This is a genomic window from Flavobacterium sp. (assembly GCF_044361065.1).
Taxonomy (GTDB): domain Bacteria; phylum Bacteroidota; class Bacteroidia; order Flavobacteriales; family Flavobacteriaceae; genus Flavobacterium.
This window is the reverse complement of record NZ_JBIKJI010000061.1, coordinates 1-11,197: the sequence shown is the minus strand read 5'-3', so window position 1 is coordinate 11,197 and position 11,197 is coordinate 1. Positions and strand designations below refer to the sequence as shown.

Annotated in this window: 12 protein-coding genes; 6 read left to right on the top strand and 6 right to left on the bottom strand. The window is 27.3% G+C overall.

Annotated elements, in window-relative coordinates:
- The 6 genes from ACIQ11_RS05370 to ACIQ11_RS05345 all read right to left on the bottom strand — a co-directional run.
- The coding region (locus ACIQ11_RS05370) for a hypothetical protein (RefSeq protein WP_396153512.1) at positions 1 to 573 on the bottom strand (573 nt) is incomplete at its 3' end.
- Positions 574 to 696: 123 nt separating this feature from the next.
- The gene (locus tag ACIQ11_RS05365; protein ID WP_396153510.1) at positions 697 to 1,377 is read right to left on the bottom strand and encodes a DUF481 domain-containing protein; all 681 of its coding nucleotides are present in this window, start codon (positions 1,375 to 1,377) and stop codon (positions 697 to 699) included.
- Positions 1,378 to 1,467: 90 nt separating this feature from the next.
- Positions 1,468 to 2,676, bottom strand: a complete 1,209-nt coding sequence (locus ACIQ11_RS05360; RefSeq protein WP_396153508.1) for an ion transporter — start codon at positions 2,674 to 2,676, stop codon at positions 1,468 to 1,470.
- A 17-nt stretch (positions 2,677 to 2,693) separates the two neighbouring features.
- Positions 2,694 to 3,425 carry an LEM-3-like GIY-YIG domain-containing protein gene (locus ACIQ11_RS05355; protein ID WP_396153506.1) on the bottom strand — a complete coding sequence of 244 codons (732 nt, stop codon included), beginning with the start codon at positions 3,423 to 3,425 and terminating at the stop codon, positions 2,694 to 2,696.
- Positions 3,426 to 3,468: 43 nt separating this feature from the next.
- Positions 3,469 to 5,259 (bottom strand): P-loop NTPase fold protein, encoded by a 1,791-nt coding sequence (locus ACIQ11_RS05350; RefSeq protein WP_396153504.1) that lies wholly within the window; start codon positions 5,257 to 5,259, stop codon positions 3,469 to 3,471.
- A gap of 47 nt (positions 5,260 to 5,306) precedes the next feature.
- Entirely contained in the window at positions 5,307 to 6,425 is a 1,119-nt protein-coding gene (locus ACIQ11_RS05345; RefSeq protein ID WP_396153502.1) for a hypothetical protein, read from the bottom strand.
- An 82-nt stretch (positions 6,426 to 6,507) separates the two neighbouring features.
- Between ACIQ11_RS05345 and ACIQ11_RS05340 the strand changes: the two genes are divergently transcribed.
- The 6 genes from ACIQ11_RS05340 to ACIQ11_RS05315 form a co-directional block, all read left to right on the top strand.
- The gene (locus tag ACIQ11_RS05340) at positions 6,508 to 7,788 is read left to right on the top strand and encodes a hypothetical protein (protein ID WP_396153500.1); all 1,281 of its coding nucleotides are present in this window, start codon (positions 6,508 to 6,510) and stop codon (positions 7,786 to 7,788) included.
- A gap of 70 nt (positions 7,789 to 7,858) precedes the next feature.
- Entirely contained in the window at positions 7,859 to 8,530 is a 672-nt protein-coding gene (locus ACIQ11_RS05335) for a hypothetical protein (RefSeq protein WP_396153498.1), read from the top strand.
- A gap of 78 nt (positions 8,531 to 8,608) precedes the next feature.
- Entirely contained in the window at positions 8,609 to 8,890 is a 282-nt protein-coding gene (locus ACIQ11_RS05330; RefSeq protein WP_396153497.1) for a hypothetical protein, read from the top strand.
- The gene (locus ACIQ11_RS05325; RefSeq protein ID WP_396153495.1) at positions 8,890 to 9,741 is read left to right on the top strand and encodes an EamA family transporter; all 852 of its coding nucleotides are present in this window, start codon (positions 8,890 to 8,892) and stop codon (positions 9,739 to 9,741) included. The genes ACIQ11_RS05330 and ACIQ11_RS05325 overlap by 1 nt, the downstream gene beginning before the upstream one ends.
- Before the next feature lie 363 nt (positions 9,742 to 10,104).
- A complete protein-coding gene (locus tag ACIQ11_RS05320; RefSeq protein WP_291241866.1) occupies positions 10,105 to 10,296 on the top strand; it encodes a hypothetical protein in 192 nt (63 codons plus the stop codon).
- Between the two features lie 3 nt (positions 10,297 to 10,299).
- On the top strand, positions 10,300 to 11,197 hold an 898-nt coding region (locus ACIQ11_RS05315), incomplete at its 3' end, for a hypothetical protein (protein ID WP_396153493.1).

Below are 11,197 nucleotides of genomic sequence, written 5' to 3'. Positions count from 1 at the left end.
TGATTTATATAAATCGTTTAATTCATTATATTTCATAAGCATTATTTCATTTTTTAAAGACCTTAATTCTAAAATTAACAAATACTTATCAGTAATTTCAATAATATCTTTATTTTCAATTTTTTGAACTTTATTTACGCCGCCTAAAGTTAGACCAACCTTAATTATACTTCCAACTCCAGGCATCATTCCTGCAATATTAACAATTTTACTTGAATTTATTTTATTTAAAATAGCAGTGCCTTCGTCTGTATATTTATGATAGGATTTTGTATCTTCTTTCAATCTTGGGAAAGGTTCAATCTCAACTTTAATACTTTTTTCAGATACCCTGTTCACCCACTTAGTAACTCTTAAAAGTAACTCTTCATTTGAAATTAAAAAACCATCAGACTCTTCACTGGTATCAGGTAAAGATTTATTAAGCATTGATATTTCACCTTCAATAATCATTTCTGCTTCGATAACATCTATACCCAGCTGAGAAGCCTTCATTAGAAGTAATTCTCTTTCTTTTATTGACAATTCTCCATCAGCTAATGCTAATTTTAAAAGCTTATAAAATTGTTCCATAATTTAAGTTTTTTTATGTTTTTTTGATGAAGAAAATATAGTTTTTAATATTCTTTTTAGAATATTACTAATAATATTTTTATTACTAATTTTAATTTTTTTATTTATCTAATTTTTTGCAATTTAATTAAATCCCAAATCATAACTAAATCCAAATAATATTTGTGAATCGGTATTTTTTATTTCAATGTAAGGTGTAGAGTGAAAACGATATCTTATTGTGGTATATATTTTAAAATGCTCAAAATTATAAACTATTTTAGGTTCTAAATACATACGATAATCTTTAAAATTTTCCGAATTGAGTTGGTAATAAAACACGGTATTGTTTTGTAATTTATCAGTAATTCTAAAGTTGAAAAAAGAACTGAAACTATATCTGTAATTTATAATATGTACTTCCTCGTTACTATTTTTTAAATACATTTCGTTTTCATAAAATGGACCAAAGGCAACATCTAAGTAGTTTTTATCTTTTCTATAAATATTTTTACGATATCCAATTCCAATTAAATACCGACTATTCAGAGATAAAGAAACTGCTTTTTGTCCTTGTACAAATGAATATAAAGAACTGTTTTTTAAGGAATAACTGTATCGTAATTGACTGGTGTAATCAGATGAAATTACCTCTTTGTCTTGTGAAATATATTCGTAATTAAAAAACAATCGAACTAAATTTTTATCTTTTTTAAACGCAAGTTGATTGGCAGAATTAAATTGTGTTAACTCAATATTTCCTGTTGTATAATTCCCATCAAAACTTGTTGTAAGCACAAATGTACTATCTAATTTACTCGACATACTCTCTGTGTTTACAATAGATTGCGCCTTAGCGAGAGATGTGAAGAATATAAAACAAATGATTTGTATTTTATTTTTCATAACTAAATTTTAAATAGCATCATCTTTAAATATACTTGCAAAATCTGAAATATATTGATAGTATTCTGCACCGTTTGATTTTAATATTGAGACATTAATATGAAGCATTAGTAAATCGTTTTTAGTTTTATTCTGAATAAAATTTACTATATGATTTTTTTCAGGTTTACCAACAGTAGCGTGAATAGCTATTGATTTTTCGTGCTTTTCAGAAATTAGTTTTGCTTTATTAAAGTATTGATTTAATTTTTCTTTATCTGAAAAATAAACACCATTATCAAAACTAATATCACCTTTTTCGGCACCAATATTAAATTGCATTAAATACTCGTTATTACCTGCGTTCACTAAAAATATGCAAATTCCATTCTCTTGCATAATTGTTGAAATATCCTTTTTAATTTCCTTTAAAGCGGTTTCCGAAACCATCTCTTCAAAGTAATTTTCATTATTAATCATATTAAGTCGATTTTCTTCTAATAATGTAAATTGACCAAACTTCTCATTTGATATATAATTTGCTTGAAGTACATCGGAAATTGCAAGACCAAAATGACCAAAATAAGGTTGTGTAAAAGGGTAAAGGTTTACTATTGTTAATTTTGAATTTCTATTAATGCACTGTCCATAAGTTCTATTGAGATTTATGTATTCTAATCCAACAGTATTAATGCCATCTATATTTACATTAGTTATTTTAAACTTTTTTGAAAACTCACATACTTGTAAAACAGTACTCTCAGATATTCCCATTTTGTATTTAATGTCACTTATACTCAACCATTTTCTTGGTAAATGTGACACGTTTAGTTCTCTTTTAATTTTTATTACAGGCGCTAAGTATTCTACAGTAAAAGCACTTTCTAATTTTGCCTCGAGAGCTGTTAATTTTTTTAATAATTTATCATTTTCTATTTCTTCAATAAAACCTGACGCAATAATACCTGCTGGAAGCGCAAACATTCCGACTCCAAGAATGGCAATTAATCCTGATAAAAATTTACCTGCAGGAGTGATGGGGTTAATGTCTTCACCTCCAGTAGAAGTAAGGTATTTATCGATTCCCCACCACAATGAAGTATATAGATTTTCAAATGATTTGGGTTGTGCTTCGTGTTCTAAAAAATACATTAGTACTGATGCAATGATAATTAAAACCAGAATCATTCCTAACGATACTGTTAATTCAGTTTTCTTGTTTTTAATTGCTTTTATCATAAATTAAATTTCAGGTGTTATAAGTTGTATCTTATAGGATTTGCGGCCCCTTTTTTCTTTAGATGCGCAATTGATTTATTTAAATAGAGGTCTTTTATTTCTCTTGGAGCGTCTTCTCCATTAAACCCCCACCTTCTATTTATTTTATTATTTTCTGTTGCAGCGGCATACCAATTGTTGATTTTAAAAACGCCTATAATAATTCCTTGAAATTCAGATAATGCATATTCTAATTTATTAATTCTATTTTTATTAATTACCCAGGATTCTTTAGTAGCTGCGTAAATGGCATTATTTGAGTTTTTTACTTTTGCATACTGTCTGTTAATATTAATAATCACAACATTATGTAATAAATTTTCAAGTTTTGGTGCATTATATTGTCTAATTAATTCATCAGTAGTTTTAATACCATAAAAACCACTATTATGACCTGAAACTTCGTTTGTTAATTTATTTAAATTAAAATTATGATAATCAATTAAAGTGGCTTCAACTAAAAACGCTTCTTTTTCTGTAAGTCCGTGACGTATAATTAAATGTTGGATATCCAATTTTTTGTCTAAAATTTCTTTAATTTCAGTTTTTTTCAACGAATTAATTTCACTTTTATTTTCAAGAACTTCTTGTTTATGGGCAAATACTCTATTGTCAATTCCTTTACCGATATAAAAGACTTTATTTGTTAATGGATTCACTAAAGCATAGACGTAAAAGCCCAGTTTAGTGACGGTTAAATTATCAAACATATTTAATTAATTTCGTTAGTATTTTTCAATTAGCTTCCTATTATTATTTATAATTTAATAACAAGAAGTCTTTTAATTCTGAAGTATTCAGCTCTTTTGAAACTTTGAAAGCAACTTTTTGTTTTTCTTTGTCTTTAACTGCAACAAAAATCAATCCTTTAGGTAAATTAGAATGGTCTTTCACTCGCACCAATTCAATTCCAACAAGTTCCGTATTTTTTGGTGGATTGTTTAAGTAACCAAAATCAAATCTAATAGAACTACTCATAATTTCGTGTTTCTTTCCAGTTTCTTCTGAAAAAGATAAAAAGGTATCAAATAAATTTTGATATGTTTTTAATTTTATTTCAAGTCCTTCTTTTTTGGCACCGTTAGTAATTAATTCTTGTTTAATAGTTTCAACTTTAGTTTTTATATCAGAAAAAACAGTTTTGTTTCCTCTTTTTTCAATTACACCTTTCAAATTCACATCGTCGTCAACATTGGTTATTGAAGCAAATTTTAGAGCCATAATAATTTTTTCTTCTAAATCATCTATTCTGTCTTTAAAATTATTTCTTAAATAATTAAATAACTCTAAGATGTTAAATACTTTAGATTTTAAATACACATCATTTTGACAAGCACCATATATAATTTGTTCCCAATCTTCATCTAATTTATCATTATCACCATATTTTTGAATATCCAGTTTAACGCCGTCTAAATTGATATTATTTTTATTAGCAAAACCTTTATCCCAATCATAAATATCAGGCATTTGAGTAATTAATCTAAAAATTTTAGGATAGGATATTTGCACCCCAATCATTGCAAATAATATCAAATCATCTTCAGAGTCTGGAGGGTTGTCTCCAAAATCGGATGCATCATTTTCAAAATCAGAGTTTCTTAGATTTCGTAACAATGAAAATGAATTAATATATCTTTTTAAACTTCTTGGATTAAATCCAATAGTGTATTTCACAACATTTGTATATGAATCATTAAGTTCTTCTGGAATTCCTATAGATAAGGAACTTAATTTTTCAGAAAGTAAATTACCCATGTCATATGTACCTGTCGGCATCGAAAACGGAACTTGAATGATTTTATCAAAAAAGGAACGAAATTCGCGTTCATTTTCTTCTGTTTTTTTACCAAATTTCGATTCTAAACCTTTTACAACTACATCATAGTCAATTGCCAATACAAAAACACAATTGGGTACGTCAAATAAGTTTTTTAAACTTTCTAATACTTCTACAGCTTGATCTGGTGGGATACGATCTAAATCATCAACAAGAAAAACTACTTTTTTATAATCATTTTTTGGATCCTCTATTAAATTTGCAATAATAATTTCAATTTCTTTTTTTATCTCAGCAATTTCTGCTTGTTCCCTGATTGCTTCTTCACGAACTATAGCGCCTTTTAAATCTACACCCGTTTGATTTGCTATATATTGATTTGCCACGTTTCCAAAAAATGAAAAAACTTTTTTCATACCAGCCTCAGTCTTCTCTTCAATAGTCCAATTTTTCCCACAACTCAACTTTAAATTGGTAAGCATACCTTTTAAAATGGCAGGCGTAGTTTCAGCTGGATTTCTAAACATACTATATTCCCAAGTATTTACCCAAGAAGTAGCTATGTCTTCACGTTTAAAATGCTCCAAAAGCATGTAAAGCATAGATGTTTTTCCGGTTCCCCATTCGCCTTGTAGACCAACAGTTAAAGGTGTGTCACCTTGTTTGATGAAATTTGATAAAACAGCACTGTAACGAGACATTTTTAATTTATCTTCATCATTTTTTTCAATAGGTTTGTCGGTAATACAAGATTTTAATTCCATAATTTTTTTATTTTTAGTAAGAAATTGATTTAATTTAAGAGACTCTTTTATTTTTGTATTCGATATCTAATTTCGTAATGAAACGTTTTCTCATAAAGCGCCACCACATCCAACCAAACATAGGTATTAGAGAATGAACTTGTTGATTGAAGACCTATGTAAGAAAAACCAGAATAAGGTTTTTTTATTAGTCCAACGCGACTTTGAGTAGACAAAGCACTATTGTTTATATCATACTTAAATGCGCTTGCATATTGCTTTCCTGGGTATTGCAAGAATTTTTTTATTTCTTTTTGTTTATCAAAAAAGAAAACATTTAAAGTGTAGTCTTCATCTTTTTTAGGTGGAAAAAGTTCATTAAGTATTTCACGACTTAAACTAGAACTTTTTTCTTCTGATTCCCAAAGTGGTAAGCCTAAAACTTTTACCTTTTTAGAAACCGTGTTTACTTCATTAAATAACTCTCCGTCTTCTCCTTCAGATTCGTCTTCACCGGATATTCTTAGGGTGTAAATAAATTCTTTCGTGTTTTTAGGTATTTCTATGGGTGCATAAACTTTGCTTTCCCCAGACATGGTAAAAGTACTTGATACTACAAACTTCTTAGGTTGATTAAATACTTTCTCAAAAGCCATTCTGGTTCCAATTTTACTTTTATTGGTTTTTTTACTTACAATTACAGAGTCTCGAACTAATTTCGCATTACTAATATAATTGGCTACACTTCCAGATTTTCTAGAAACTTCTAAATTATAGTAGGATTCTTTTGGGAAGTAAATTTTAACAGAAAACGGATTATCAAAGAACACATCGTAAGTAAAATCAACATCAGATGTTTTTTTAAATGTTTTTACGATTCGTCCACTGCGTTGCTCAACGATTGAGAAAAACTTTACTTGATTATCAGAATTAAATTTAATTTGAATGGTATCTTTACTTAAACCGAAAAAATCTTTTACAATAAAACTATCAGCTGCGGCTAATTCACCCTGATTTGAAATAACATTTTCGAACTTTAAATCTTTTTCAGTGATTTCCTTTTCTGCAATTGCAGTTTCCGTAGGGGTTTCATTTTCTTTGTTTTTAGGAGTATTATTTTCGTTTTTTCCTCCGCATGAAATTAGTAATAAGAATAGTACTAAATGTAGTGTGTTGTTTATTTTCATGGTTTTTAGTTTTTATGTTTCAAATTAATTTCTTCAAATTTAATTTATTATTCACTATATTTAGCCCAAATTATGCCCATGTATGTATAACGATTATTCTCAATTACTGATTGATGTTCAAAAAAAGTCAAATATTACTGTAACTTCACTTCGAGATGTTAAGTTTTTGAAAGAAGAAATAGATACGAATATTGATAATTCTATCGGCTTTAATACGCTTAGAAGGTTATTTGGATTTTTAGATAAAACAGTACCTTCTGTGACTACCTTAAATACCTTATCGTTGTATCTTGGTTTTTCATCTTTTTCTAGTTATAAAAATAATCAAGCTAATTATAGCGAATGGTATTTTCAACAGAGTTTATTGCGAATGCAAAAGCTAAAAATAATTGGGGAAGAAGAAATCAATAAAATTAATATTGGATTGTTAGACGAAAAAAATATCGTATTTCTGGCTTATTTTTTATCATTTCATATTGAGAAAAATAATTTAGAAATATTAGATGTTATTTTTAAGCATGTCGATTTTAAACACATAACAGGTACGCAGTTTCATAAATTTTCTACAACTATTTCATTGAGTCTGTCTAATATTCCAGAAAAAAAGGCTTTGCCCATTTATGAATCATTAATGCATTACGATACGTTTAGAAATAATATTCCGCTTTTATATATAGATTACACCAATTTAAATTCAAGATATTATAAGATCCTTAAGATTATTGAAAGAAATGCGGCAAATGATTCTGATATGTTTTTCGTGTCTTTAATGAAGTTTTATAAACATTTTTATTCTGAAAATACTGATTATCAAGATATAGAAATTTTTAAGCCTATAGGATTTCCGGATTTCTATTCTGTATTAAAAGGAAGGTATTACGGATATTGTATTTTGAAATCAAAAAGCGTTAGTAAAACATTAAAAAACGAGATTTTAAAGGAATGTACTACAATCCGAGTGAGTTTTTTCTTAGAAGAAATAATTCCTGCATTACTAATTAAAACTGAATATGAGTTTTTAAAATTGTTATTGGATAAGTATTATGAAGAACTTTTTGAGTCGGATGTATGGTCATCTACTACAACAAGTGCTATTTATTTAATTGGTTTGTCAAATAGTAACTGGCATGCAAAATCCTATTCTAGAGCCAAACGAAATTTAGAGTTAGTGCAATTGGAATTAGTTGAAATAGGCTATTATGATTACTTATCTTTGCTTTATTATTATACCAAATTAAAAATTAGTTTTTCAGAAAAAGCAATTGAAATAAATCGTAATGCCTTAAAAAACATAAAACTTCACGTTAAAAAAACAGGATTTAAATTGTTTCTTTCACTAGCTAAAGAATTTAGTTTAAAATAAGAGTTTAAACTTGAACTAACTTGAACTAAAGCTTTCATTTAAATTTTATAATTTTATAAAAAATAGAAATATGTATTACGATAAGATTTTGCTTGATAAAATTTTTAATAAAACAGGTATTTATATTACAAATAAAAATGAGTGTAAACTTCTAAGTCAAATTATTGCAAATGAAAAAATAGGTTATTTATCTGAATCTACATTGTATCGATTTTTTTTATATCCAAATGGCAATCACAAACCATATAAAAATACACTTAATATTTTAGCTCAATTTTGTGGATATGCTTCTTGGGACAATTTTGTGAATTATTGTGATAGCGTACATTTATTTACGGATGCTAATTTCTTAAACAAGACCTTCGACACAATTATTACTGATTTTATAAATCAAGAGAAATTTAACTCTTTAATTGATGTTTTTGATAGTGTATCAAACGAAAATTATAAAACTAAAGAATATGTTGGACTTCGGACTTTTATATCTTTTCAAAAAACAACATCGTTTTCAAATTTTGTTAAAAAATATGGGCAGCATGATTTTGTAAGAAATATTCTTTTAGAAGCTTTATACGATCCTTTTCACCGAATTCAAGGCTATACAGATAGTTTTCAGTATTATTTAAAATTAACAAATCCAAATGATACTAATTATTTGCAAGATTATATTTTTGCGAATGCAGTTTTGTTCCGTTATTTTTATTTTAATGATATTCTAAAAGCTAAAGAAATTGGTAAATAACTTTATGGCTTACCTATTAGTTCCAATGAACTTGATACAATTTATATATTTCCAAAAGCGCGATATGTAGCTTATAAAATGTGGTATTTGCATCTAAACGAAGCTAAGAAAAATACTATAATTGATTATTTAGATGAAGTATATTATTTTATTGAAAATGAATTTAATAAATCCAATTTAATTATTGAGATAAATATAGTTTATGAAACCTTTATTGAAGTTGTTCAACAGTTAAATTTAGTGAAACTAGAAGAGAAGATTAATACACTTTATGACATAAAAATTAAATCGCTAAAAATTAGTAACTTGTCTACAATAAAACCGATGCATTCTAATGGTTTATTAAATATTTTAAAATAATGTTGTATATTATACTATCCATACTTTTATTTTCATTTAATAATGTATTGTGGAAAAAAAACTTAGAAAAACTACCAGTTTCATTTTTGGTTGCTTACCGTGCTTTTTTTACAAGTACTATTGCATTAAGTCTTTTTTTTTATTTTCATAACGAAACAGTTGTAAGTCCTCAATTGATTTTACGAATTACAACCGGCTCTGTTTTTGGCGTAATTGGCTTGTTTTCTATGCTTTCTGTAATCCAAAAAGCCTCTTTACAATGGTTGGGTATTTATAATTTATTGGGTATAGTTTTTACTTCCCTGTATTTATGGTTTTTTGAGAAAGTTGTGTTTACGCAATCTATTTTTGGATTGATTTTAATACTTATGGGTTTTATTTTTTATATATACTCCAATAAAGAAGCTCACATAAAAATCACTATAAAACAACATGCCTTATTGCTTTTAATGGCAATGAGTTTTTCAATATCTTCATTAGTGCATTGGAAAAATTTAAAAAGTGACATTCCGCCATTATTAATTATTTCCAATCAGGAGATAGTTGTTTTTATTACTGCTTTTATCTTAACTATATTTAAGTTTAAAACAATAAAAATTAAAGAAGTTTGTAAAAATTATTTTTTTAGAGTTGTGCTAATGGCGCTTATTATCTTTCTTGCCTTACTTTTTAGTTTTTTAGGATTGAAAATTACGAATCCTGTTGTTTCAAGTGTCTTGTTTTTGGCAAGTCCGTTAACTACTATCTTATTATCTACGTTTATATTTCGTGAGCAACTTACGGTTAAAAACGGAATGGCAATTTTAATCATTGCTACAGGCGCATTTATTTTACATTATTATTCTGTTTAGAAAAGTAAAGTATTTGTTTTTAATTTTCTATTTAATACAGTTTACATACACTATCCATACACTATCTATACACTATCTATACACTATCTATGGAGTATCTATACACTATCTCCTTTGAAACGATACTTTTTTTATAGTCGTTTTTGGTAGTAAAGTTTACTTTTCGGCAAAAAGTTACCTTTTTTGCAACTGAAATTTTCCAAACGGTTTTTTACCTTAAACTTGAACCAACTTAAACTAAATCCACATAATTATACTTCTTATTTTTACAATAATTAAATAAATTGTGGAGACCAGAACCCACATAAATAAACGGGGCGTATTCTGAAAAACCACAAGAGTAAGAGTATAAATATATTTATTATGGCAAAATTTATATTAACAAAAAAAAGATCAGCAGCTTGGGAAACATTAAAAGAAGGAGAAACAATTGTTATTGAAATATCATCATCTTCACTACATTATTCTGATGTAAGTAAGTACTTAGAAAAAATCGGAAAGAAGCCAAAGTCTATGGAATTGAATTTATCGTCATTTGACGTTCAAAAACTATAATGAATGATTCAATTAAACACAGTCTATTCAATAGATAATGGAGTAAATTCGGTAATATTTACTGAAGGTAATAAAGGAAGCATCACTGGAACTCATAATGATGGTACGATGACTGGTTTTCAGGAAGGAAATGTATTTAAAGGAACATTTCACAATACGAAAGTGAATGCATCTGGTTTGATTGAAATTACTTTTCATGAAAGTGGTTTTGAAGCCAAATGGAAAAATGGAATGGAACCGGGCCCGATGCGAGGGAAATGGGTTGGAAAATTGATTAGTGATTTAATAAAATCTGAATCTACAAATATCAGTTCTTTTGAATTAAATATTTATACAGGTAATGATGAAATTTCTGAAATATTAGATAAATTAGTAGCTCAATCTGCAGAAATTAAGGAAGAATTTTCTAAACAGTTATTGGATTTTGTTAGAGAAAATCAAGAATTTTTATGGCTACTTCCTGCTTATTTTCAGAAGTTATATCAATTGGATTGGCTTATAGACGATGGAGAATTGGATGGTGATATTAACGGTTTTTATAGCGATTCACAATTTGCCGATGAAATGTCAACTCGAATATTTAGCAAACAATGCATGTATTTTGACTCTCGAAGTAGTTTTTTTGCATGGAATGAAGAAGATGACAAAGTAAGTCTTTTTAATTTGATTTTAGATGATATGGGTATTACATTGGAAGAATTAATATTAAGTTATAATTCAGATTATAAGTCTTCAGAACAAATTCATTTTATTAAATTTATTAATATTTTACGAACTGTTTTATATGCAAGTATTGTTAGCGCTTTTTACAGTGAAGAATATGATAATGAGAGTATTGGATATTTAATTATTTCTCCATTCGAAGATGAAAATTTACATACTATTGAAGCTAAAACAAGTA

Excerpts from the sequence above, each read along its gene's own strand:
- ACIQ11_RS05340 (WP_396153500.1), top strand. The coding sequence starts at position 6,508 with ATGTATAACGATTATTCTCAATTACTGATTGATGTTCAAAAAAAGTCA.
- ACIQ11_RS05330 (WP_396153497.1), top strand. The coding sequence starts at position 8,609 with ATGTGGTATTTGCATCTAAACGAAGCTAAGAAAAATACTATAATTGAT.
- ACIQ11_RS05320 (WP_291241866.1), top strand. The coding sequence starts at position 10,105 with ATGGCAAAATTTATATTAACAAAAAAAAGATCAGCAGCTTGGGAAACA.
- ACIQ11_RS05365 (WP_396153510.1), bottom strand. The coding sequence starts at position 1,377 with ATGTCGAGTAAATTAGATAGTACATTTGTGCTTACAACAAGTTTTGAT.
- ACIQ11_RS05355 (WP_396153506.1), bottom strand. The coding sequence starts at position 3,425 with ATGTTTGATAATTTAACCGTCACTAAACTGGGCTTTTACGTCTATGCT.
- ACIQ11_RS05345 (WP_396153502.1), bottom strand. The coding sequence starts at position 6,425 with ATGAAAATAAACAACACACTACATTTAGTACTATTCTTATTACTAATT.
- ACIQ11_RS05360 (WP_396153508.1), bottom strand. The coding sequence starts at position 2,676 with ATGATAAAAGCAATTAAAAACAAGAAAACTGAATTAACAGTATCGTTA.
- ACIQ11_RS05350 (WP_396153504.1), bottom strand. The coding sequence starts at position 5,259 with ATGGAATTAAAATCTTGTATTACCGACAAACCTATTGAAAAAAATGAT.
- ACIQ11_RS05325 (WP_396153495.1), top strand. The coding sequence starts at position 8,890 with ATGTTGTATATTATACTATCCATACTTTTATTTTCATTTAATAATGTA.
- ACIQ11_RS05335 (WP_396153498.1), top strand. The coding sequence starts at position 7,859 with ATGTATTACGATAAGATTTTGCTTGATAAAATTTTTAATAAAACAGGT.